This is a genomic window from Chloroflexota bacterium, assembly GCA_026706485.1.
In the GTDB taxonomy this organism is placed as follows: domain Bacteria; phylum Chloroflexota; class UBA11872; order UBA11872; family UBA11872; genus JAJECS01.
This window is the reverse complement of sequence record JAPOYR010000004.1, coordinates 251392-274800: the sequence shown is the minus strand read 5'-3', so window position 1 is coordinate 274800 and position 23409 is coordinate 251392. Positions and strand designations below refer to the sequence as shown.

At 68.7% G+C, this 23409-nt stretch carries 19 protein-coding genes; 11 read left to right on the top strand and 8 right to left on the bottom strand.

Annotation, left to right across the window (positions count from 1 at the left end):
- Positions 1-26 precede the first annotated feature (26 nt).
- The 8 genes from carA to OXG79_03740 form a co-directional block, all read right to left on the bottom strand.
- Positions 27-1229 carry a glutamine-hydrolyzing carbamoyl-phosphate synthase small subunit gene (gene carA, locus OXG79_03775; GenBank protein ID MCY3782888.1) on the bottom strand — a complete coding sequence of 401 codons (1203 nt, stop codon included), beginning with the start codon at positions 1227-1229 and terminating at the stop codon, positions 27-29.
- Complete coding sequence (locus OXG79_03770) at positions 1219-2577, bottom strand: dihydroorotase (GenBank protein ID MCY3782887.1); 1359 nt, start codon at positions 2575-2577, stop codon at positions 1219-1221. The genes carA and OXG79_03770 overlap by 11 nt, the downstream gene beginning before the upstream one ends.
- Positions 2570-3190, bottom strand: coding sequence for a hypothetical protein (locus OXG79_03765; GenBank protein MCY3782886.1), 621 nt, complete (start codon positions 3188-3190; stop codon positions 2570-2572). The genes OXG79_03770 and OXG79_03765 overlap by 8 nt, the downstream gene beginning before the upstream one ends.
- A complete protein-coding gene (locus OXG79_03760; protein MCY3782885.1) occupies positions 3187-4125 on the bottom strand; it encodes an aspartate carbamoyltransferase catalytic subunit in 939 nt (312 codons plus the stop codon). The genes OXG79_03765 and OXG79_03760 overlap by 4 nt, the downstream gene beginning before the upstream one ends.
- Positions 4115-4690 (bottom strand): bifunctional pyr operon transcriptional regulator/uracil phosphoribosyltransferase PyrR, encoded by a 576-nt coding sequence (pyrR, locus tag OXG79_03755; protein ID MCY3782884.1) that lies wholly within the window; start codon positions 4688-4690, stop codon positions 4115-4117. Before pyrR ends, OXG79_03760 begins: the two co-directional genes overlap by 11 nt.
- Positions 4691-5124: 434 nt before the next feature.
- Entirely contained in the window at positions 5125-6423 is a 1299-nt protein-coding gene (locus tag OXG79_03750) for an adenylosuccinate synthase (GenBank protein ID MCY3782883.1), read from the bottom strand.
- 92 nt (positions 6424-6515) lie between these two features.
- Positions 6516-8213, bottom strand: a complete 1698-nt coding sequence (locus tag OXG79_03745; protein ID MCY3782882.1) for a CTP synthase — start codon at positions 8211-8213, stop codon at positions 6516-6518.
- Between the two features lie 6 nt (positions 8214-8219).
- A complete protein-coding gene (locus OXG79_03740; protein ID MCY3782881.1) occupies positions 8220-8852 on the bottom strand; it encodes an MBL fold metallo-hydrolase in 633 nt (210 codons plus the stop codon).
- Positions 8853-8974: 122 nt separating this feature from the next.
- Between OXG79_03740 and OXG79_03735 the strand changes: the two genes are divergently transcribed.
- From OXG79_03735 to OXG79_03685, 11 genes are all read left to right on the top strand, one after another.
- The gene (locus OXG79_03735) at positions 8975-9817 is read left to right on the top strand and encodes an ABC transporter permease (protein MCY3782880.1); all 843 of its coding nucleotides are present in this window, start codon (positions 8975-8977) and stop codon (positions 9815-9817) included.
- A 6-nt stretch (positions 9818-9823) separates the two neighbouring features.
- Positions 9824-11539: an ABC transporter ATP-binding protein gene (locus tag OXG79_03730; GenBank protein MCY3782879.1), complete on the top strand. Its 1716-nt coding sequence runs from the start codon at positions 9824-9826 to the stop codon at positions 11537-11539.
- Positions 11536-12954 carry a glycosyltransferase family 2 protein gene (locus OXG79_03725; protein MCY3782878.1) on the top strand — a complete coding sequence of 473 codons (1419 nt, stop codon included), beginning with the start codon at positions 11536-11538 and terminating at the stop codon, positions 12952-12954. Before OXG79_03730 ends, OXG79_03725 begins: the two co-directional genes overlap by 4 nt.
- Positions 12951-14540, top strand: coding sequence for a glycosyltransferase (locus OXG79_03720; GenBank protein ID MCY3782877.1), 1590 nt, complete (start codon positions 12951-12953; stop codon positions 14538-14540). The genes OXG79_03725 and OXG79_03720 overlap by 4 nt, the downstream gene beginning before the upstream one ends.
- 6 nt (positions 14541-14546) lie before the next feature.
- Positions 14547-16826 carry a hypothetical protein gene (locus OXG79_03715; protein ID MCY3782876.1) on the top strand — a complete coding sequence of 760 codons (2280 nt, stop codon included), beginning with the start codon at positions 14547-14549 and terminating at the stop codon, positions 16824-16826.
- Positions 16827-16846: 20 nt separating this feature from the next.
- On the top strand, positions 16847-17068 hold the full coding sequence (locus OXG79_03710; GenBank protein MCY3782875.1) for a Trm112 family protein: 222 nt from the start codon (positions 16847-16849) through the stop codon (positions 17066-17068).
- Complete coding sequence (locus OXG79_03705) at positions 17065-18153, top strand: radical SAM/SPASM domain-containing protein (GenBank protein ID MCY3782874.1); 1089 nt, start codon at positions 17065-17067, stop codon at positions 18151-18153. The genes OXG79_03710 and OXG79_03705 overlap by 4 nt, the downstream gene beginning before the upstream one ends.
- Positions 18154-18225: 72 nt before the next feature.
- Positions 18226-19398 (top strand): glycosyltransferase family 4 protein, encoded by a 1173-nt coding sequence (locus OXG79_03700; protein ID MCY3782873.1) that lies wholly within the window; start codon positions 18226-18228, stop codon positions 19396-19398.
- Positions 19395-20525, top strand: coding sequence for a glycosyltransferase family 4 protein (locus OXG79_03695; GenBank protein ID MCY3782872.1), 1131 nt, complete (start codon positions 19395-19397; stop codon positions 20523-20525). Before OXG79_03700 ends, OXG79_03695 begins: the two co-directional genes overlap by 4 nt.
- On the top strand, positions 20522-21667 hold the full coding sequence (locus OXG79_03690; GenBank protein MCY3782871.1) for a glycosyltransferase family 4 protein: 1146 nt from the start codon (positions 20522-20524) through the stop codon (positions 21665-21667). The genes OXG79_03695 and OXG79_03690 overlap by 4 nt, the downstream gene beginning before the upstream one ends.
- Positions 21660-23399: a hypothetical protein gene (locus OXG79_03685; GenBank protein MCY3782870.1), complete on the top strand. Its 1740-nt coding sequence runs from the start codon at positions 21660-21662 to the stop codon at positions 23397-23399. Before OXG79_03690 ends, OXG79_03685 begins: the two co-directional genes overlap by 8 nt.
- Positions 23400-23409 lie beyond the last annotated feature (10 nt).

The following is a 23409-nucleotide window of genomic DNA, read 5'->3' as shown; positions in this document are numbered from 1 at the left end:
CATGCGTCCTCGGACCGGCAACGTCGTCAAGCCGCGCACCCGCCCGCGCCCTCGATCGCGTCGAGGAACCGGTCGAAGAGGTACTGGTTGTCCTGGGGGCCTGGGCTGGCCTCGGGGTGGTACTGAATGGAGAAGACCGGCAGGCGCTCGTGGCTCAGGCCCTCGACCGAGCCGTCATTCAAATTGACGTGGCTCACGGTGAAGCCGCTGTCGGCCGGAATCGAGTCCGCATCGACCTGAAAGCCGTGATTCTGTGACGTGATGTGCACCCGCCCATCCGTGAGGTCCTGCACCGGGTGGTTGGCGCCGCGATGGCCGAAGGGCAGGCGACTGGTGGTGGCCCCGATCGCCAGCCCCAGAACCTGATGCCCCAGGCAAATGCCCATCAGCGGATAGCGACCGATCATGGCGCGGACGGTTTCGACGGCCCGGTCGGCCTGCACCGGATCACCCGGTCCGTTGCCCACCACGACGCCGTCCGGCTGCAGGGCGTCGATGTCGCTCGGGGTTGAGCCATAGGGCAGCACGTGCACCCGCGCCCCGCGGCGGGCGAGCGAGCGCACGATGTTGGTCTTGACGCCAATGTCCAGGAGGGCGATGCGCGGTTCCCGGTCGCGCCTCCGGGGCTCCGGCCAGGGCGCCCACGGCGCGCTGGTGGCCGTGAACGGCTCGGGGACGGTGACTTCGGAAACAAAGGGCTGGTCGTCGTAGGGCGGCAAGTCCTGCGCCCGCTCGACCTCGCTCTCGGCCCAGACTGCGGCGCCGGGATGCGCTCCCCGCAGCCAGTGGAAGGTCGTAGCGCCGCGGGCCACGTCGCGGGGCGCGCGCACCAGCCGGCTCGGCGCCGGGCCGGTGCGGCGGATCACGCGCACCAACGCCCGCGTGTCGATGCCCATGATTCCCGCGATGCCGTGCTCGTCCAGGAACGCGCCCAAGCCGCCGGCCGCGCGCCAGTTGCTGGAGGTCGGCGCAAGCTCGCGCACGACGAGACCGGCGATCCATGGGCGGCGCGACTCCACGTCGTCGGCGTTCACGCCGTAGTTGTTGATCAGCGGGTAGGTCAAGGTCACGATCTGCCCGCGGTACGACGCGTCGGTCGTGATTTCCTGATAGCCCGTCATGCTCGTGTTGAACACCACTTCGCCCTCGGCCGGTTCGCGGCTGCCGAAGCCATAGCCGAAGAACACGTCGCCCGTGGCGAGCGCCAGCGCGGCGGGCTCAGCCTGCATGTATCAGCTCAGGAGCGGAGGCCGCGCGGTCGTAGACCACCGATCCGCCCACGATCGTCTGCTGCACCACGCCCTGCATGGGCAATCCCGCCAGCGGCGTGTTGCGCCCCTTCGAGCGGAACGCGCTCGGATCGATGACGGTCTCCTCGTCGGGGTCGAAAATCACTACGTCGGCGGGGGCACCGGGCGTGAGCGTTCCGCCGGGCAGTCCGTAGACCCGGGCGGGCGCGGAGGTGAGCATGCGAATGGCGAAGACCAGGTCCAACTGACCGGCGTGCACGAGGCTCAGCACGCTCTGCAGGGCCGTCTCGAAGACGCTGAAGCCGACGGCCGCATCGGCGTATTCAATGTCCTTCTCGTGCACCGCGTGCGGCGCGTGGTCGGTGGCGATGCAGTCGATGGTGCCGTCGCGCAGCGCTTCGAGCAGGCGCTCGGTGTCGGCCCGCTCGCGGAGCGGCGGCGCGACCTTCGTGTTGCCGTCATACGGCGGCAGGATCGCGCTCACCGGATCGTCCCGGCCGGCCACCAGGTCGCAGGTCAACGTCAGGTGGTGCGGCGTGACCTCCGCGGTCACGTTGGCCCCGCGCGCCTTGGCTTGCCGAATCAGGTCGACGGAACCGCCGGAGGTCACGTGCAGGCAGTGGTAGCGCCCGCTGGTCAGCTCCGCGAGCAACAGATCGCGCCCGAGCATGATCTCCTCGGCCTGCCGCGGGGTGCCCGGCAGCCCGAGCCGCGCGCTCACGACGCCCTCATGCATGGTGGTGCCGGCGGTCAGGGCCGGGTCTTCGCAGTGGTTGGAGACGGGGAGGCCCAGCGGACGCGCGTATTCCAAGGCGTGCCGCATCAGCGCGGTGTCGGCCAGCGGCCGGCCGTCGTCGGTGAACCCGACCACGCCGGCCTCGGCCAGGTCCACCATCTCGACCAGCTGGCGACCGTTCTGGCCGCAGGTGATCGCCGCCAGCGGCAGCACTCGCACGACGGCGTGTCGCTCGATCTGCTCCTGCAAGCCCTCGATCACGCTCCGCGAGTCGAGCACAGGATCGGTGTTGGGCATGGCGCACACCGTGGTGAAGCCGCCGGCCGCCGCGGCGGCGGTGCCGCTGGCGATGTCCTCCTTGTACTCGAACCCCGGCGTCCGCAGGTGTGCGTGCACGTCGACGAATCCGGGGGCGACCACCCGGCCCGCGGCGTCGATGACGCGCGGCGCGCCCAGCGGCAACTGGGCGCCGACCTCACCGACGCTCGCCAGCCGGCCATCGTCGATGAGGAGGTCGCCGACCCGATCGACCTCGTTCGCGGGATCGATGATCCGGCCCCCGCGAATGACCAGCGGCGTGTTCTCAGCCATCCAGGGCCTCGCTCAGATAGCGGCGCAGGGCCTCCTTGGCCACGTCGAGAATTGGCTCACCGTGTCCCACCGTCAGCGACGTGAACGGCAGCTCCAGCAGGCCGCGGAGCGCGTGCGGCGGCCGCGCCCGTGGGTGCGCGCCAACCTGGCCTTCGTTGTGCGTCCAGTAGCTCGTGGTCCCCAGCGCGTCGCCGACGAAGAGCACGCCGCGATTCTCGGGCCACAGCAGCGCGTGCTCGCCTTCGGTAATCGTGCCGAGCGCGATCGCCTGCAGCCCGGCGGGAAGCTCGGTGTCCGCGCCGTAGACGTGATCTGGGGCGATGGACTCAAGCTCGCCGATGTCTCCCTCGGGCGCCCAGACCTCGGCGCCAAACCGTCCGCGCAGCATCGCCGCCGCCCGCTCGTGAAAGTGGTTGGTGATGAGGATGTGGCTCACCCCGTGGCGCTCGATGGCGCCGATGGCGCGCGGCGGGTAGTCGCTGGGATCGATCAGCACGCATCCAGACGGCTGCTCGATGGCGTAGGACTCCAGCGAATACCGTTGCCATCCGACCGACCAATGGATCAGGCCGGGCAAAATTTCTCGCGGCCCGGCTCCCGCATAGCCGCTCATCGTCGCCCCTCTCCCGTGAGCAACAGGTAGAGCACCGCCATGCGCACCGCCACGCCGTTGGCCACCTGCTCTTCAATGACGGACTGCTCGCTGTAGGCCACGGCTGGCGAGATTTCTATTCCCTGGTTCATCGGTCCCGGATGCATCACCAGCGCGTGGCGCTGGGCACGCCGAAGCCGCGCCGGATTGACCGACCAACGGCGAGCATATTCGCGCAAGTCCGGCAGCAGGCCCGCCTGCATGCGCTCGCGCTGCACGCGCAGCGCCATGACCACGTCGGCACCCTGAATGGCGCGGTCCAGGTCGTGCTCGATGCGCACGTCGCCGGTCCCGTTGGTGAGGGACGCCATGGTGTCGGGCAGGAGGGAGGGCGGCCCGCTCAAGACCACCTGCGCTCCCATGCGCGCGAAGGCCCAGATGCCGGATCGCGCCACGCGGCTGTGCAGGATGTCGCCCACGATGACGAGCTTGCGGCCCTCCACGTCGCCCAGCCGTCGCCGCACGGTGTAGAGGTCCAGCAGCGCCTGGGTGGGGTGACCGCGGGTGCCGTCGCCGGCGTTGATCACGCCGCAGTCAAGGTGGCGTGACGCCAGCTCGGGCGCGCCCGCGCGCGAGTGGCGCACCACCACGATGTCGGCGCCAAGCGCCTGGATGGTCTGGAAGGTGTCGATGAGCGACTCGCCCTTTTCGACGCTGCTGCCCGAGGCGGCGATGTTGACCACATCCGCGCTCAGGTTCTTGCCCGCCAGCTCGAACGAGACGCGGGTGCGCGTGCTGGGCTCGTAGAAGACGTTGGCGATGGTGGTGCCGCGCAGCGTCGGCACGCGCCGGATGGGGCGCTCCAGCACCGCGTGCATGCGCTCGGCGGTGTCCAGGACTTCGGCGAACTCGTCGCGCGTGAAGTCGCTCACGTCCAAGAGGTGCTTACGCTGCAGGAGTGGCCTCCCGCGCCGCGCGCGTCACGCGCTCGATGTGCACGGCGTCTTCACCGTCGAGTTCCTGCAGACGCACGGTGACCCGCTCGTCGTCGGCCGTCGGGAGGTTCTTGCCGACGAAATCGGCGCGGACCGGCAGCTCGCGATGGCCGCGGTCGACGATGGCGGCGAACTGAATCGCGCGCGGCCGGCCAAAGTCGTTCAGCGCGTCCAGCGCCGCACGCAACGTGCGGCCGGTGTAGAGCACGTCGTCCACCAGGACCACGGTGCGGTCGGTCACGTCCACCGGAATGTGGCTGGGATGCACCGGCGGGCCGATGGACCGGCGGTCCAGGTCGTCGCGGTGCATCGTGGGGTCCACGGCGCCAGTCGGTACCTGCCGGCCCTCGATCGTCTCGATCAGGCCGGCCAGGCGTTCGGCAAGCACGGGGCCGGGCCGTGGAATGCCGACGAGGACGAGCGACGCCGCGCCGCGGTTGCGCTCGATGATCTCGTGGGCAATGCGGGACATCGCGCGACCCATGTCGGCCGCGGACATCACCACGCGGCGCTGCGCCGCTGCCACCTGCACCTCCCTATGTCTTCGTCCCCCGGTCCGCGTTCGCGAGACACAAAAAAAGGGCCGCGAAGGCCCTCTGTCCGCGCGCGACACCTACGGCGCCGACGGTTTGCCGCTTTCCGTCTCGCTGGAACGGATTAAAGGGCCCTGAAGTATAGCCGCTCCGGCCCGGTGACCCTAGGCGGATTACGGCTATGTAGTGGGCGACTTATCCACATTTTAGCGCCGAATTTTGGCCCGGCGCCGGCGGGCGCCCGCGGTTCGTTGGTTGCCCCGTTCAGATGGATTGCCGCCTTTGGAGACCATTGCAGGACCCAGCCAAGCTGACGGATGAACCGTCGAATCCTATCCGCCACCAGATTCAATGAAGGGTGGATTCCCGCCTTCGCGGGAATGACGGACTTAGACCCTCCACCACCGGCGAATCGGCGGCGACGCGTTTAGCCCGACAGGCTGAACGCCGGGTCGCGCGTGGCCACGGCCGTCCGATGCTGGCCGGTGCCGACCATCGCCACGGGAATGCCCGTGATCTCCTCGATGGTGCGGACGTACTGCTGGGCGTTTGGCGGCAGCGCGTCGTAGTCCTGCACGCCCTCGGTGGAGGACATCCAGCCGGGCAGGTCCTGGTAGATCGGGCGCGCGCGCCCGAGCGCATGTGTATCGGGCGCCAAGTCGACGCGCCGGCCGTCGATCATGTAGCCCTCGCACACGCGCAGCTTCTCGAACCCGTCCAGCGCGTCGATCTTTGTCAGCGCCAGGGCATCGACCCCGCTCAGCACGCCCACCGTGCGGATGGGCACCGCGTCGAACCAGCCGCAGCGCCGCGGACGCCCGGTCGAGGCGCCGTATTCTCCGGCGCCCACGTTGCGCAAGCGGTCGCCGGTGCTGTCGATGAGCTCCGTGGGGAACGGCCCCTCGCCGACCGAGGACGTGAACGCCTTCGCGATCCCGAGCACCTTGTCCAGCGCCTTGGGAGGAATCCCCGCGCCGATGCAGGCGCCGGCGGCCGACGGGCTCGACGATGTGACGTAGGGATAGTGACCCCAATCCAGATCGCGCATCACGCCCAACTGGCCTTCGAGCACGATGTTGCGGTTCTGGCTCAGCGCCTCGGCTACGAGCGGCAGCGAATCCACCACGTGGGGGCGCAGCGCTTCGCCCCACGCCAGCGCCTCGTCGACAAGCGCGCTGGGGTCCAGGGGTTCCAATCCGTAGGCCTCGGTGAGCAGCCGATTCTTCGGCTCGAGGATGCTCGGAATCCAGGTGGACAAGTAGTCGGCGTCGAGCAGGTCGCCGACGCGCACCCCAGATCGAGCCGCCTTGTCGGCGTAGACCGGCCCGATACCCCGTAGCGTCGTGCCCTGCACCAGCTCGCCGCGTTGCTGCTCCTCGGCGGCGTCGAGCGCGACGTGATAGGGCATCACCACGTGGGCGCGCTCGGCGATCTTGAACGTGTCGAACGAGATGCCGGTGGCCTCGCCGACCTCCCGCATCTCGTCGATCAGCGCCTGCGGATTCACGACCGTGCCCGGCCCGAGCAGGTTCACCGTGCCGGCGTGGAAGACGCCGGCCGGCAGCAGGTGCAGCGCATAGGTGCCGTAGTCGTTGACGATGGTGTGGCCGGCGTTGTTGCCGCCTTGGAAGCGGATGACGAGGTCGGCGCGCTCGGCCAGATTGTCGACGATCTTGCCTTTGCCTTCGTCGCCCCATTGCGCGCCGATCACGGCGATGGTGCTCATCGGGTGTCCTCTCGGTGGCGGCGCGTGCGATGCCACGCGCGCCGGGTCCTGCAGTTCATGGTCGTCTTCGAGGGGTCGGGCGGCGGCGACCCTCAGCCGGCCACCTCTGGCACCGATTCAGGCACGGGACTCCGCCCCTCGACGTGCCGCACCGCCGCCTCCAGGAATCCCCAGAACAGCGGGTGCGGGCGCGTCGGCCGCGAGGCGAACTCCGGATGAAACTGGCACCCGACGAACCACGGATGATGGTCCAACTCCACGATTTCCACCAGTGCGCCGTCAGGCGACAGGCCGCTGAGGGTCATGCCCTGCGAGCGCAGGATATCGCGGTAGTTGTTGTTGACTTCCATGCGGTGGCGGTGTCGTTCTTCGATGCTGGCGGCACCGTACACGCGCCGGGCTTGCGTGCCGGCCACCAAGTCGCAGCGCCACGCGCCCAGGCGCATCGAGCCGCCCTTGTTGGCCACGTGATAGTACTCCGGCATCGGGTGAATGGCCGGATGCGGCGTGTCTGGGTTGAACTCAATGCTGGTGCAGTCGTCGGTGCCCAGCACCTGGCGGACAAACTCGATCACGGCCACCTGCATCCCGAGGCAAAGCCCCAAGTAGGGCACTTTCTGGGTGCGTGCGTAGTGGGCCGCCATGATCTTGCCTTCGATGCCCCGCGGCCCGAACCCGCCCGGCACGATGATACCCGCGACCCCGGCCAGCAGGTCGTGGGGATCGCGGTCCTCAAGCTCCTCCGAGTCGACCCAGCGAATGACCGGCCGCACCTTCCAGGCGATGCCGGCGTGTCGGACGGCCTCGATGACGCTGAGGTAGGCGTCTGGAAGCGAGATGTACTTGCCGACAATGGCGATCTCAAGCTCGGGCACGGTGGGATCGAGCAGCGCATCGACCGTGGCGCTCCACTCGTCGAGCTCCGGCTCCAGGTCGTCCAGACCGAAGTGCTCGGTGATAAACGCGCCCAGCCCGGCCTCTTCGAGGACCAGCGGGACTTCGTAGATGGATGCCACTTCCGGGTTCGAAATCACGGCGCGCGATTCGACGTCGGCGAACAGCGCAATCTTGTCGACGAGCTCAGGCGTGAGACGGTCGTCCGAGCGGCAGACCACGACGTCCGGCTGGATGCCGATGCTCCGCAGCTCGCGCACGCTGTGCTGGGTGGGCTTGGTCTTCAACTCCAGCGTCGAACCGAGCCGCGGCACCAGGGTCACGTGCACGAACAGCACGTTGCGCATGCCGACCTCGCGGCGCAACTGCCGCAGCGCCTCGAGAAACGGGATGTTCTCGATGTCGCCCACGGTGCCGCCAACCTCGACGATCACCACGTCGGGGTCGTCCCCGTCGCCGACGGCTCGAATGCGCGATTTGATCTCGTCGGTCACGTGCGGGATCACCTGGATCGTGCCGCCCAGGAAGTCGCCCCGCCGCTCACGGGTGATCACGCGGTCGTAGACCGCGCCAGTCGTCAGATTGCTGGCCCCGGTGAGGCTTTCGTCCACGAACCGCTCGTAGTGGCCCAGATCCTGGTCGGTTTCGGCGCCGTCGACCGTGACGAACACCTCGCCGTGCTCGAGGGGGCTCATGGTGCCGGGGTCCACGTTGATGTAGGGGTCGAGCTTCATGATCGACACGCGCAGCCCACGGCTCTTGACCATGCGCCCGATGCTGGCGGCCGTGACGCCCTTGCCGATGGCGGAGACGACGCCGCCCGTCACGAAGATGTATCGCCGCTGGGACGGATGCCTTGCCGCCCGCCCGCTGCCCGTGGTTCCGTCGCGCGTCACGGTTCCCTAGTTCCTTCGTTCGAGCATACGCACATCAACGGGATCGGGAAGCTGTCGGCGGTTGGCGGTGAGGTTGCCGTCGGCCACGGGGTCCGCGCCGTGAAGCTCCCGCGCCACCAGTCGCCAGGGCGCCTCGGGGCTCGCGGCGTCGTCGCCGTAGGGAATCACGATGTTCGGCTCGATGCGAGAAACCGTCTTGATGATCTGGTCGGGCAAGAGAAATCCGTCGCCGCCGCGCACGCCGATCAGCAACACGTGAATCGTGCCCAATTCGTCCAACAGCGCGTCGACGGGGACGCTCGAGAGCTCGGGGACATGCCCCACCGAGACGCCGTCGACGTCAAACGTAAACAGGGTGGTCCGTCGATCGGCCTGGCCAGGCGCGGATACGCCGTGCACATACACGCCGGCAATCTCATATTCGCCAGGCCCATCGGCGACGTACGCCGTGAGGGTGCGATCGGAACGCCGCTGCGGCACGCTGGTCCCATGGTCGGCGTCCAAGTCGCTCAGCGTCACCACGTCGGCCTTGGGCAACGCAGACCGCTGCCTGATGCCGCTGGTGTGTGGGTCGGTGAGAACGGTAGCGTCACGGCCGCGGAGGCGAAAACAGCCGCCTCCCACCCAGGTGACGTCCATCCCCCTCCAATGGTGCCTGTGTGTTGGGCAACCCCAGAATCGGCGAATTGTAGCATGGGGAGCGATCCAAACCGGGCGTGACGTGCGCCCGCGAGTCGCCTAGCACGCGCATGGAGCACCACATGGCACGCGCCGCCGCCTTGCTCAAACCTTCGTGGGCGCGGCGCGTATGGAGCGCTGCTCGAGAGCTCGCGGACTATACGGACCTCTTGCGCAACCTGGTGGTTCGCGACCTCAAAGTGCGCTATCGCGGATCGATTTTCGGCTTCGGGTGGTCGTTGCTCAATCCGCTCCTGATGATGGCCGTGTTCACACTCGTGTTTCAGGTGTTGGCGCAATACGACGAAATCCATCTCTACCCGTTCTTCCTCATGTCGGCGCTCGTGCCGTGGCTGTTCACGGCGCAGGCGCTGACTTCCGCCATGCGCAGCATTACGAGCAACGCGCAGCTCATCAAGAAGGTTTACTTTCCTCGTGAATTGCTGCCAATGAGCGCAGTGCTTGCCAGCTTTGTCAACTTTGTGTTGGCGTTCGTCATATTCTGGATCATTGGTATATTTTTCGGCGTCGGTACTAGTCGCGCAATGCTGCTGATACCGCTGATCATGCTGTTGCAGCTTGCGCTTGTCATGGGTCTCAGTTTGATTCTTGCGATGGCCAACGTGTTCTTCCGGGATACGGAGCACCTGGTCGAGGTTGGATTGTTGGCATGGTTCTTCCTCACGCCCATTTTCTATCCAATTTCGTTTGTTCCCAACGTTACGTTCCTCGGGCTCGACGTGCACCGGTGGGTGTTCATGCTCAATCCCATGGCCACGCTGACCACCGACTACCGCTTCGCCATCATGTTCGGGTCCTTTCCCATCCGGCACACCATCGTCACCATTGTCGTGGCGGTGGTGGCGCTCGGCTTGGGCTGGTGGGCCTTTCGACGCTACGGCCACCGCTTCGCCGAGGAGCTGTAGCGCGTCGTGCCCGACCACCCACCGCCCGCCATCGAGCTGCGTGGCGTCCGCAAGCGGTTTGTCATCCGCCACGAGGCGGCCCGCACGTTTCAGGGAATGGCGCTGGCCCTGCTGGGACGGCGGCCGATGGAGCATGAGGAATTCTGGGCGCTCGATGGCGTAAGCCTCGCGGTGGCGCCCGGCGAGACGCTGGGGATCATCGGGCCAAACGGGTCGGGCAAGAGCACCATCCTGAAGCTGCTCGCCGGAACGATCCAGGCCACGGAGGGCCAGGTCACCGCACGCGGTCGGGTGTTCGGGCTGCTCGAGCTGGGGGCCGGCATGCATCCCGACCTCACCGGACGCGAGAACATCTTCCTGAACGGATCGTTCCTCGGCCTCAACCGGCGCGCGATTCAAGCGATGTACGACGACATCGTGGCGTTTGCCGAGCTCGAGCAATTCATCGACACGCCCGTCAAGCACTACTCGTCCGGCATGTTCATGCGGCTGGGGTTCGCCATCGCCATCCACGTGGATCCGGAAATCCTGCTGATCGACGAGGTGCTGGCCGTGGGCGATGCGCACTTCGCGGCCAAGTGCTACGCGGCCTTGGCCCGCGTGAAGCGCCGCCGCCGCACGATGGTGCTGGTGTCGCACGATCCCATCCAGGTGCGCCGGTTCTGCGACCGCGTGGTCTGGCTGGATCGGGGCAAGGTGCGCCAGACCGGCGATCCCCACCAGGTCATCCAGGACTACGTGCAGCACATGCAAGGGACCGCGACGCCCGACGACGCGACGGCCGTACGGCGCAACCGGGACGAACCCACCGCCCTACAGATCCGGGCGGCGGTCCTGCGGGAGAGTGCAACCGGACCCGAGCAATACACCGTGCTCCCAGGCGACACGGTCACCGTGGCCGCAGAGCTGGAGGCCGAGACGCACCTGACCGACGTGATTGTCGGCTGCGCGCTGCACCGCAGCGACGGGTTGCTGGTTGCCGAGTCAAGCACGGAGACCACCATCGGCCCGCTGGACGTGCCGCCCGGCCGCACCATCGTCACCTGCCGCCTCGGGCCGGTGCCGGTCGGCGTCGGCGCCTACAACATTTCGCTTCGCGCCTGGCCCGAGCTCAAGCGCCACCAGCCGTACCATCGGTGGGATAACGCCCTGACATTCTTCGTGGGCAAGTTCGCCGGCTATCAGCGGGGCGCGGTCGTCGTGCCCGCCCAATGGCGCGCCCGCGTCTCGCGGGATCATCCGCCGCTCGAGCGCGGCGATGCCCCGGTCGCCCAGCCGGACATGATCAGCGAGTCGCCGCGCCAGATCTGGCGCCACCCGCCCGCCGAGCTCCGCCTTGGCGACGGCGACGACGACTGGCTCGGCGAGGGCTGGCATCCGGCCGAGGAGTGGCCGCCCCGCCTCCGCTGGACCACGGATCGCGCGGTGGCCTTTGTCACCCAATCCGTGGGGCAGGGCACGTTGCGGATGTCGGTGTGCCGGCCCTACCACGACGTCGACGGCGCGAGCGTCCAGATTCGTCTCAATGGACGGCACGTGTCGACGCTTACGGTGCGGCACATGGACTTCGAGGACGTGATCGTGCCGCTGGATCCGGTGACCGGGCCCACGACGTTGCAGCTCGAAATCGTCGTCGAGGAGCCGCTGGTGCCGGCGGCGGTGGGCATTGACGACGACACCCGCGTCCTGGGGCTGGCCGTGCGCACGATCAGCGTGGAATGACCAGCGCCATCGCGGCCGAGGCGCCGCGGCAGCCGGCTCGGACGGTCGGCGGCGCCGGCGCCGGCGTGCCGTGCGTCCACGTCGTCGTCCTGACCTACAACTCCGGCGCGTTTATCGATCGATGCCTGAACTCCGTCCTGGACACGGACTATCCGGCCTTTGACGTCACCGTGGTCGACAACGACTCGACCGATGGGTCCGTGCGCAATCTGCGCCGGGACTTTCCGGGGGTCGCGCTGGTGGAGACCGGGGCCAACCTCGGTTTCTCGCGCGGCAACAACCTGGCCATGCGCGAGGCGACCGCCCCGTTCATCGCCCTACTCAACCCCGATACGGAGGTCGATCCGGGCTGGCTGCGGCCGCTGGTTGAGCGGTTGTGCACCGACCCGGTGGCGGGAGGCGCCGCGCCGAAGATTCTCTACCTGCACGACCGCGTTCCCGTGGAGCTGCACGCGCCGACTTTCGTGCCCGGCGGCGGCGACACGCGGGAGCTCGGCGTGCGCCTGTATGCGGACGCGTCCGAAGCCGCCCCGGCCGTCGTCAACCGAGGGGCCTATGGATCGGAGACCGACCACGACGGGGCCATATTTCGCTGGACGGGCGCGTCGGCGACGCTGGCCGTTCCCGTCGTCGACGGCAAGGCCCGAATCGCGCTGGACGTCGCCGCCGGCACCGACCGAAACGACGTCGAGCTTGCGGTGAAGGTCGGCGGCAAATCGCTTGCCGCGCTCCCGGTCGCCGCTGAGCGCACCCGCTTCGAACGCGACATCCCCGAAGATGCCGTCCGTGAATTCGCCCGTCCGGTCATCGAAAACGCCGGCATCAAGCCGCTGCCCGACGGCTCCATGCGCGATCGCGGCACCTTCGTGACCCACGGCAATGTGTGGCAAGCCTGGGACGGAGCGGACTTCGCCGCGCCCCGCGAGGTGTTCGCCGTTAAGGGCGGCGCGGCGCTCTTCCGGCGTTCGATGCTCGAAGCGCTGGACTTCTTCGATCCCGGCATCTTCATGTACTACGAAGACGCGGACCTCGCCTGGCGCGCGCGCCGCCGCGGCTGGCGCTTCTGGTACGAGCCGGCATCGGTCGTCCGCCACGCCCACGCGGCGTCCAGTCGCGAGTGGTCCCCCGCATTCATCCGCAACGTCGAATTCGGCAAGCTGCGCATGTTGGCAAAGAACGCGCCGTGGCGCTGTGCCGGCCACCACGCGGCGCTGGCGTCGATCCACGGAGGACGCGAGATTCGCCGCGGGCTGGCCGCGGGCGATGCCGAGGCGCTGGCGCGCGGACGCGCCCGGGCCTCGGCGCTGCGCGCGGCGCTGCGCGCCATGCCGGCCACGCTGCGATTGCGGCGCACCGAAGCGCGCCTGGGGCCGTTGGACGCGCGCGAGTTGCACCCCTTCTTCGAGCCCGAGTGAAGGCCGCCGTCTACAACCGCTGGCTGCATCAGCGCGGCGGCGGCGAGCGCCACGCCGCCATGGCGGCCGCCGTATTGGCCCAGCGCTTCGACGACACGCGCCTGGTCACGCATCGCGGCATTGCTCGCGAGGACCTGGAATCCGCCCTGAACCTCGATCTGTCGAACGTCCAGATCGAGGTCATCCCGGCCCTGCCGCCGAACCGCTTCGCCGAGTACACCTCGCAGTTCGACCTCTTCGTGAACGCCTCGTTCATGACTTCGCAGCCGTCCGCGGCGCGCCGCAGCCTGATGCTGGTGCTCTTCCCGTCGCCCATCGAGCGCGGTTGGACCGCGCGCCTGCGACGACGGGTCGGGGAGATGCTGATTCGGCAGCTGCTCCTGCCGGAGTGGTTGGACGGGTTCTACGACGTCCATCCGCTCGGCCGCGGTTGGTTCAGATACACCACGGATCGCGCCGTGGTGCGCATCCCCTGGCCGCCGGGGCGCACGACGGCAAACGTCGAAGTCATCGCCGGCAATTTTCGCCGCGACGAGCCGCTTCCGGTCCGGTGCCTCGTTGACGGCGAGGTGCTCGCTGAGCGCACGTTCGAGCCTCACCCGGGCGAGTTCGAGCGCTGGCCGTTGCGCGTCCATCGCTCGCGTGGGGCGAATGACCCGCTCGAACTCACGCTCGAGTCGCCGGTGTTCAACCCCGCCGACACCCTGGACGAGGCGGACAACCGCGAGGTGGGCCTGGCCGTCACCGACGTGCGCGTGCGCAGCCCGCGCCGGCTGCTCTACGAGCTGCTGTTCCGCCGCCTGCTGCCTGAAGCGGGCATCCGGCTGGAGGGCCTGCCGACCTATGGCTCGCTTGACTTCCTGGAGTCCTACGATCTCATCGCGCCCATTTCCGATTTCAGCCGGCGCTGGATGCGCCACTACTGGGATCGCGACGGTCCGTTACTTTTCCCACCGGTTGACACCTCATGGGCCGCGCCCCGGCGCCGTCGCCCCTCTATTCTTGGGGTGGGCCGGTTCTTTCGCGGCACGCACGAGAAGAAGCACCGGGTGATGATCGACCAGTTCATTCGCATGCGGCGCGAGGGCCTCGATGGCTGGACCTTGCACCTGGCCGGGCAGCAGAGCGAGCGCGATATTGACCTGGACTACACCCGTGACCTCAAGCGCCGCGCCGCGGGGCATCCCATCGAGTTCCATGTCGGCGCGCCGTTCGCCGACCTGCAACGGTTGTACGGTGAAGCGCAGATCTATTGGCACGCCGCCGGCCATGGGGAGCGCGAGTCGCGCCATCCGGTGAGATTCGAGCACTTCGGCATCACGGCGGTGGAGGCCATGGCGAGCGGCGCGGTTCCGGTGGTGCTCGACCGAGGGGGGCTGCCTGAAATCATCACCCACGGCGTGGACGGATTTCGCTGGTCGACGACGCGCGAGTTGCGTGACCACACATGGCGGCTCGTGCATGACGCCGAACTGCGCGGCCGCATGTCCGAGGCCGCACAGGCCGCGAGCCAGCGATTCAATGTCGCCGCCTTCACTCGGCGTCTCCACGGGCTAGTCGATGAGCTTGGGTTTCCCGCCGCGTAGCGAGCGATGCGCGCCACGTTTCGGTTCGGCGCACAACTGATGCGGCTGCACATGCCGGGTTGGATCGTGCAGCGTCCGGCGCTGGTGCTGTTTCTCCTTGCGCTGACGGTCTATCTGCTCACCGCCGGCGTGAGTCGCAACGGCGTCGGCTACAGCGCCGACGGGACGTTCGCCTTCGAGATGGCCAAGAGCGTGGTGGTCGACCCCGATCAGAAGTATCTGCGGGAGCATGGCGGCAATTTCTCACGCTGGGGCTTGGGCCTGCCGCTTGCCCTGATCCCGGTGGTTGCCGCCGCCGAGCCGTTCGCGCAAATCGCGCCGCAGCGCGATCGGCTCCCGATCCATGGCGGCGAGCACGAAATATTGCTGGTCAACTACGCGCCGCTCGGCGGAATGCCGCAGCCCAACAGCACCGGAGTCCTCGAACTCGGCCTGAAACCCGGACGCTACGACCGGCTGTCGCTGCTCACCCACGCCGGCCTGAGCGCCGACTTTGCCCAGGGCCTTCAAGTGGCCAGCCTCGTCCTCACGGCGACCGACGGGACCGAGATCGTGCGACCGATTCGGGTGGGCATCGAGACCGCGGAGTGGGCCTACGACCGCGGCGACGTCCGCGCCCGGATTCAGCATGAGCGCCCCTCGCCCGCCGGACGCCAGATCGGCAACGCGCGGGCGTACTACTACCTCGCGACCTGGGACCTTGCGGATCCCATACACTTGGAGTCCGCCCGACTGGAGTACGTGCAGCCGGACGGCAACCTTTACGTGGATGGCGTGGCCGCACGGCTGGTTGACGGCACGTGGATTGACGGGCCGGGCATCGGCCGGCGGTGGTCCGAGCGGCAGACGGTCGACTTCTTCCGACGCATTTGGGTGCCGCTGGTCAATGCGCTGATCACCGCCTTCGGCGCCGTTGTCGTGTTTCGCATCGTGCGGCGCCTGGATTACGGCGTGGACATCGCCCTGGCCATCGGCCTCGTCTATGCGCTCGGCACGATGGCCTGGCCCTACGCGGTCGTCGACTTCGCGGAACCGTTGGTGACCCTGCTGGTGCTCGTGTGCGTCTGGCTGCTCTTGATCTACAACCAGACGCAGTTGCGGCGGTATCTGTTGCTCGCGGGGACGGTGGCGCTCGCCGCGGCTGTGACCAAATACGTCTCCGTGATCGTGATGCCGCTGCTCGTGGCGGCCATCTTCCTGAACCACAAGCGGGGGCGCACCTGGCGCCAGGCGGGGCGCGAGGGCTTCATGCCGGCGCTCGCGTTTGCCGCGCCCATCATCGCGGTCGTGCCCGTGGGCCTGGTGGCGGCCGCCTTCCTGTTCGACGTGCGGCTGCTCTACGTCCACGAGCTGTGGGGAGGCATCAGCCGCGGGTGGCTGGGCCTGCCGATCGAGCTCGGGGTGCACGGACTGATTTCAAGCTGGGGCAAAGGCCTGCTCTGGTACAACCCGGTGCTCCTCGTGGCGATCCCCGCGATTCCCTGGTTCATCCGGCGCCACGGATGGCAGGCGTTCATTTTCGTCGCCATCCCCATCGGCTACCTGCTGCTCTACAGCAAAAAGGAAGTCTGGTACGGCGGCAACGCCTGGGGCCCACGCTATCTCGTGCCCATCGTGCCGCTACTCGTCATCATGGCCGCGCCGGCGATCGAGTGGCTGGCCCGCAAGGGGCGCCGCACGCTGCCGCGGGCAGCCTTTGCCATCGTGCTCCTGGCCAGCCTGGGTGTGCAGGTGATGGGCGTGAGCAAGGACTTTGGCTCCTACCTCGACCTTTATCAACAGCAGGTGGTTGGGGAGCTACCCGAGAACGGCGCGGTGTACGGCGGGGCGGCGTATCAGCCCTGGTCGGCCAAGCAGCCGGAAGGCGATTTCGTGGCCGTGCTCTACGCCCACCAGTTTTCCCCGCTGCTGGCGCATGCCTGGCTCCTGCGCGCCGACGCGACCAACCTCTTGGCGCCGGATCGGACCGATATGCTCGAAGACGCCCTGGCGCGCTCACCCTGGTCCCGCTTCGGGGTTGACGTGCGTCCGCCGCATCCCGAAAACGGGCTGGGCCTCGACTTCTGGTCGACCACGCTGATCGAGTATTACCTGGCCTATCCGGTGGTCCTGGCGCTGGTTGCCCTGGTGCTGGTGGCGCTGCAAGTGATCTCCGTCGGCGCGCTCGCCGCGGCCACCCACCTGCTCTGGCCGAACGGGACCCATGCCGTACGCTGGCGGCTCGCCATCGTTGGCGTCTACGGGGCCGTGCTACTCGCCTTTGACACGCTCCACTTCATGCTCTAGCGTCGAATCGAGGCTACGTGATGTCCGACTCCTCCAACGCCGACCTGATCCCCGCGGACTTTCTCGCCATTCTGCGCTGCGTGAACGACGCGCACCCGCGCGATGACGGGGTGTTGCGCATTGTCGGCGAGACGCTCGTGTGCACGGTGTGCGGCTACGCCTACAAGGTCGAGGACGGCATCCCGAACATGCTCTGGGACGAAGCGATTCCGCCGTCCGAATCAACCCCGGCGAGCCCGTGAACTCGGTCACCCAGGCCAAGGACCTCGTCCTCAAGTTTCGCCGCCACAAGGCGGTGGCGCATCCGGGCTTGGCGCGCTTCGCCTACCACTGGATGCGCGGCACCAGCGAGCTGCCCTATGGCCCGCTGAAGATGCACGTGGAGCCGACCAGCTTCTGCAATCTGCGCTGTCCCATGTGCCCGCAGAGCGTCGGGGCCAACGAGACCAACGGGTTCATGGAGATGGACCTGTTCAACAAGATCATCGACGAGGCCCGCCACTTCACCCGCGAGATCAACCTGTTCTTCCGCGGCGAATCCCTGATGCACAAGGGCATCTACGAGATGATCGAGACCTGCGAGCGCGCCGGGATCGCCGCCCACATCAACACCAACGCCACGCTGTGGCGCGACGACGCGATCGCCAATTTGCTGGAAGCCCGGCCCTCCAAGGTGACCATCAGCTTCGATTCCGGCGAACCCGAGACTTACGAGGCAATGCGCAAGGGCGCCACATTCGATCGCGTGCTGGAGCGCGTCTTGCGGTTTCTCGACGCCCGCAAGCGGCTTCCCGGCCCGAAGCCCTATGTCGTCATGCAAGTGATCCAGCTCTGGGAGAAGTCGATGGGCGTCGGCGCGCGTCCGGTGATTCCGGCGCACTTCACGGATCGCTTCGCCGGCTTGCCGGTCGACGAGTGGGACACCTTCTGGGCTCACGGCTGGGCGGGCACGCTGACCGACTCCGATTTCTACACGGCGCGCCCCCACGGCCCCGTCTACTACCCCTGCAACTGGCTGTGGAAGTCGATGGCGGTCTATTGGGACGGGCGCGTGCCGTCGTGCTGCGCCGACTTCGCCGAAGAGCAGATCATGGGCGACCTCAGCACGCAGTCGATCCAGGAAGTGTGGAACAGCGACGCCTATCGGGCCATCCGCGAGGCGCACACCGGGGGGCAACTGGCCGACTATCCGCTGTGCGCCGGCTGCGACGCCAAGTGGCAGGAAGACACCCCGCTCTGGCGGGCGTTTGCCGGCGCCCGGTCGGTGGCCACCACCGAGCCGCTGCCGGTGTTGCAGAACGGTCGCGCGAACGGCCACGCCGGATAGCGGTTCGCGAGGGCGGGAGACCTTGGGCTCGCCCGGTTGTGACGCCGTACGGTCGGTGCTAGCGTCGCGAGCATGCGCCTAACGCTGGTGTCGAACATTTTTCCGCCCGCCGTCGGCGGCCCGGCCACGCACGTGTATCACCTGGCCGAGTCGCTGCATCAGCGGGGCCACGCCGTGCGGGTGATCGCCGGCACCGACGATCCGGCGGGCGCGGTCAAGGTTCCCTATCCCCTGGTGCGGGTGTCGTGGAGCATGCCGGTGCCGATCCGCTACCTCCGCGTCATGTGGCACACCTGGCGCGCGGCGTTGCAGTCCGACGTGGTCTACATCAACGGCATCGAGCTCCCCGCCAGCCTCGGGGCGCTGCTGGCCGGCCGCCCGCGCGTGCTCAAGGTCGTGGGCGACTGGGCGTGGGAGTCGGCTATCCGCCGGGGGCTGACGTCGCTGGGCATCGAGCCGTTCCAGAGCGCCACCCATGGCGCGAAGACCCGGCTGTTTCGCGCGATCCAACGGTTCTACTGCCGCCTCGCCAGCGTGGTCGTCGTCCCCAGTGCCTACGTGGGTTCCCTGGTCGAGGGGTGGGGCGTCGATGCGCGCAAGACTCAGGTGATCCAGAACGCGCTGACCAGCACGCCGCGTCCCAACGAGGAGCCGGAGGCCGCGCGCCAGGGCCTGGGCCTGCGCGCCCCCGTGATCTGCAACGTCTCGCGGCTCTACGCCTGGAAGCACGTCGACGCGCTGATTCGCATGGTGCCGCGGTTCGACCACGGCGCCGCCCTGCTCATCGTCGGCGGCGGTCCGGAACAGTCCCGGCTGGAGCAGCTGGCGCGGGAGGTTGGCGTGACGGACCGGGTGGTCTTCACCGGTGACGTGCCCCACGACCGGGTGGCGACCTACCTGCGGGCGTCTCAGATATGCGTCCTCAACACGCAGTACGAGGGCCTCTCGCACACGCTGGTGGAGGCCCGCCACGTGGGAACGCCGATCGTGACCACCGACGTTGGGGGCAACCGCGAAATCCTGCGCCATGAGCACTCCGCGGTGCTGGTGCCGTTCGGCGATGAGGACGCATTCGTGCACGCCGTGAACGACCTGCTCGCCGACCCGGCCCACGGCGCGCGATTGGCCCAGGCGGCGCAGACCGGGCTGGAGCACTTTCGCTGGGACCGGCTGGTGGACCAAACGCTCGAGGTGCTGCGCGACGCCATCGACCGCCGGCCGGGAGCCGCCCGCGCCGTCGCATGAAACCCAGCCTGCTGATGCTCAGCGGCGATCGCGACGTAGCGGCGGGGCGGCGAGGTCCGTTCTACTACACGCTCGAAGGACTGTCGCGGGAGTTCGACCGAATCGACGTGCTGACGCCGAACGTTCGCCAGGCCCAACCGCACACGGTCCATCGCGTCGTGCACGTCCATCCGTCGACGGGCGGGCGGCTCTGGCACGCGCGCTGGCTGATCCGCCGGGCGCGCGCCCTGGCCGCCGAGCGGCGCTACCACCTGATCGTGAGCCACGACTACGGCATCTTTTCGAACGGCATCGCCGCCGCGCGCCTCAGCGGGCGAATTGGCGCGCCGTACGTCAGCGAAATCCATCACGTCCCGGCGCACCCGCGGCGCGCGCAGTGGTGGGAGTCGGCGGCCAAGCTCGGATATCGGGCCTACGTCGGATTCGCGGCCGGGCGCGCCCGCGCCATCCGCGTGGTCAACCGCGAACAGGTGCCCGAGTTGCTGCGACGGTGGGGCGTGCCGCCGGAGAATATCCTGGTGCTGCCGTCGGCGCACGTCGATCGAGAGGTGTTTGGTCCGGGCGACGATCCCCGGCCATACGCGCTGGGATTCGTGGGACGCCTGGTCGCCAACAAGGGCCTGGACTACCTGGTCAAGATCTTCGCGACCGTGGCGGCCGACGCCCCCGACTCGCGATTCTTGGTCGTGGGCGACGGCCCGGAAGCCAACGCCTTGCAGCGACGCCTTTCCGCGGCGGGAATCGGGGATCGCGTCGACCGCATCGCCTGGGTTGACGGTCCGGACGACCTGGCGGCGCGCTACCGGCAGATGGAAGCCCTGGCCTGCACGTCGCGCAGCGAGGGCGGACCTCGGGTGTGCCTGGAAGCCATGGCCTGCGGCACGCCGGTGTTCAGCACGCCGGTGGGGCTGATGCCCGAGATCATCGATCACGGCATGAACGGCTGGCTCTTGCCGTGGGATGCCAAGGCCGGCGGCGACCTGGTCACGCAGGTGCGCGGCACACGCGGAGCGCTGGCCAGCGCCGGTGCGGCGGCGCGACGGGCAACCGAGCCCTTTACTCGCGAGCGGATCCTCGGCGCCTACGCCCGGGCCTATCGCGACCTGGCGGCGGAATCGCTGCCGTGAGCGAGGCAGGACGTGGGCTGCGGCTGCTGATGATCACGCAGGAGCTTTCGACTGACAGCTCCATTCTTGGGTTCGCCCACCTTTGGGCGGGCGAGCTGGCCGGGCTCGTTGACCAGGTGCACGTTATCGCCGCCTCCACGGGCGCGGTGGACTTGCCGCCCAACGTCACCGTGCATGGGCTGGGCAAGGAAAGAGGGCGCGGTCGTGCGTCCCGCTGGCCGTTGCTGCTTGGCCGGTGCCTTCAGTTGATCGGCGGCGCTCGCGTGGACGGCGTGCTGGCGCACATGGTCCCGGCCTACGCCGTCGCCGCCGCCCCCTGGTGCATCGCGCGTCGGACCCCGCTCGTGCTCTGGTACGCCAGCCACGGCCTCACGCGAACGCTGCGCGCCGGCGTGAGACTGTCCAGCGCGACCATCACCTCAGCTCCCGAGAGCTACCCGCTGCCGTCGCCGAGCGCATTCATCGTGGGCCAGGGCATCGACACGGCCCGGCTCGCGGCCATGCCCATCCGATCCGAGCCGCCGGCGCGGCCCGTGATCGGCGTCGCCGGACGGATTACGCCGCTCAAGGGGCTGACCACGGTGATCGAGGCCGTCGCGCAGCTCCGCGACGACGGCGTGCCCGTCGAGCTGCGCGTCGCCGGCGAGCCGTTCTATCCCTCAGATCATGCCTACCTGGCCGATGTTCACGAGCGCGTGCGACAGGCGAATCTCACGGAGCACGTCACGTTTTTGGGCGGGCTGCCCAGCACGGACATGCCGGAGTTTTACGCCGGCCTCGATGCCTTCGTCGCCTGGCGCAGTGGAACTTCCCTCGACAAGACCGGATTGGAAGCCCTTGCCGCCGGCACGTTGCTGGTCACCAACAACGTCGTCTATCGCGCGGCGCTCGGCGGGTTCGCGGGCGACTTCCTGCTCGAGTCGTCGCCGGAGGCCCTGGCGAATGGCCTGCGACGGGCGCTGGCGCTTCATCCAGGTTTGCGCACGGCGACGATCGACCAGCTCAGGCAAGCGGTCATCGAAAACCACGCCGCGAGCGGCCTGGCGGGTCGGCTCGTGCAAGTGTTCGCGGCGCTGCGCGAGGGCCGCGATCCGCCGTTTCCGCGCACCGCGCCCGCCGCGAAGGTGGGCGAAGGTGTCTAGCGAGCGGGCGCGACTCACGGCTCGCGCCCGCTGGGCGTTGGAGCAGGCCTCGGATGCCTTCGAACGGCTCCTGGGGCGCGACGGCTACGCCCGCTGCCCCGAGCACGGCGTGGACCACACCGGCAAGACCGCGCGCGCCATCGTGCTCAATTGCGCCCTCGCCTCCGAGGACGCGGTCGATCGCTACATCGACCGCGCGGTGCGCGTGGCCCGCGCCGTCACCGGCCGGCTCGGCCAGGACGACGCGGCGGGCGGGGCCTGGGTGTTCTTTCCCGCCCGGCCCCACTACGCGTCGACGCTCCTCGTCGAGTGCGGCGAATGCGTGGACGCGCTGGCGACGCTGCTTGACGTGGCCGGCGACCGGCTGCCTGACATCGACCGCGCGCGCATCGAGGAGGCCATCCGCCTTTGCGCGGAGACCTATCTAGCGCCGTCGGTGGCCGGCGCGCCGGTCATCAGCGAGCGACTGTGCGGCGCGCTGGGTCTGGCGAGCGCCGCCGCCGTGCTGGGCGAGCGGGGGTGGTTCGACACCGTGCGAGAGACAGTGGCCGGGGCCCTTGGCGAGATGCGGCCCGACGGATCATTTCCCACCGCCGGCGACACCGCGGTCACCGACCACAGCCGGATCCTCGCCTTTGCTCGCTACGCCCTGACACGCATAGGAGACCGGGAGTCCCACGCAGAGGCGCTGCAACGGGGCGTGGACTTTCTGATCGACATCTTGCGGCCCGACGGCGTGAAGCCGCTGGCGCTCGACGGCAAGCGCTGGTGCTGGGACGCGGACGCCGAGGCCGGCACGGCGCCCTACGACGCCTACGCACTGGCGACGGACGGGCGTCCGGCGGCGCTCCGGCTGGCGGGAATCGTCGCGGCGCGCTCGGCCCAGGCCGTGGGCCCCGACGGGCTGGTCGATGCCTGCCCAACCGGCGCGACGGCCATTTCCCGCGTCGCGCATACCGCGGACCTCGCGTGGCTCGCGCGCGCCCACGCCGCCGCGGAGCTTGATGACCTCCCGACGAATCCCCCGCCACCCAAGCCTTCGCCGCCGATCCACCGTGCCGACGCCGGGGTGGTGCGCCTTCAGACTCGCCGCGCGTGCGCCATCCTGCGTGTCCGCAAGGAGCCGGCAAACGGCATTGTCGGGGCTCGAATTGGCGGTGGCGGCCTGGTCTACGTCGGCGACGTGGAGCGCGGCTGGGCCAATGTCCTGGCGCACGTCTGCGAACCCTGGATGCCCGAGGGCACATGGTTTCTGTCGTCCGCAGCCACGGCGGCGCCGGGCCCGCTCGACGCCGACGCGTGGTTTCGCCTGCGCCTCGCGCGGATGCACTGGCGCGGCGGCCGCCGCTGGCATGCCGTGCGAATGCTCTATCGCTTCCTCGGGCCGCCGGCGTGGGCGGCGGACGGCCAATTCGCCTCCATCCACGCGCTCGACGGCGAGGTCGGCTTCGACGACGACGGCGTGCGAATCGCTTCCTGCCTGGCGCGCGCGGACGGCGAGCCGCACCCCGCCTTGCACACCGAGCGCGCCTATCGCTGGAACGGCGACCGCTTGCGGGTCGCCGACGCCGTGAGCATCGCGCAGCCGATCACGGGACTTGCCTATCGCTACCCAGCGGCCATTGAATGGTTCGAGGTCGATGCCCCGACCAGCTGGCGCGTGAAGGACAACCAGGTGCGACTTGGACCGCTTGGCGCCGGCGTCACGGCGTCGATCCGCTACGAGATCTGAGGCCGAGCAT